The organism is Mesorhizobium sp. M4B.F.Ca.ET.203.01.1.1 (assembly GCF_004791025.1).
In the GTDB taxonomy this organism is placed as follows: domain Bacteria; phylum Pseudomonadota; class Alphaproteobacteria; order Rhizobiales; family Rhizobiaceae; genus Mesorhizobium; species Mesorhizobium abyssinicae.
In genome coordinates this window covers 1-346 of the sequence record NZ_SRUO01000146.1, presented here as the reverse complement: position 1 = coordinate 346, position 346 = coordinate 1, and the positions used below count along the sequence as shown (strand labels likewise).

At 52.3% G+C, this 346-nt stretch carries 1 protein-coding gene; it reads left to right on the top strand.

All coding sequences use genetic code 11. The annotated features are described in order from the left end of the window. Positions 1 to 137 precede the first annotated feature (137 nt). Positions 138 to 346, top strand: a 209-nt coding sequence (locus EN846_RS36480; protein WP_281036106.1) for an ATP-binding cassette domain-containing protein, incomplete at its 3' end; no start/stop codon positions are given.

Below are 346 nucleotides of genomic sequence, written 5' to 3'. Positions count from 1 at the left end.
GATCTGCTTCTCGCTTTCTTATCTGGTGAAGAATTTGGAGAATCTGATCGCGAATAAGCGGGGAGCGACTCTGACTGGACCGGATAATTTTGGATTTGCGTGATTTCTAAGCGCGCACAACTACAACGGACAACTTCGTGTCAGACGCAGCGATTGTTTTTGACCAGGTGCAGAAGCGCTTCGGTGACTTCACAGCATTGGCTGGTTTTAGCGATCGGGTTGGAAAGAATGAGGTGATTGTTCTGTGCGGACCCTCTGGATCGGGAAAGTCGACGCTCGTCCGGACGGTCAATCGCCTGGAGACACTGCAAGGCGGACGGGTACTTGTGCACGGACAGGATGTTGC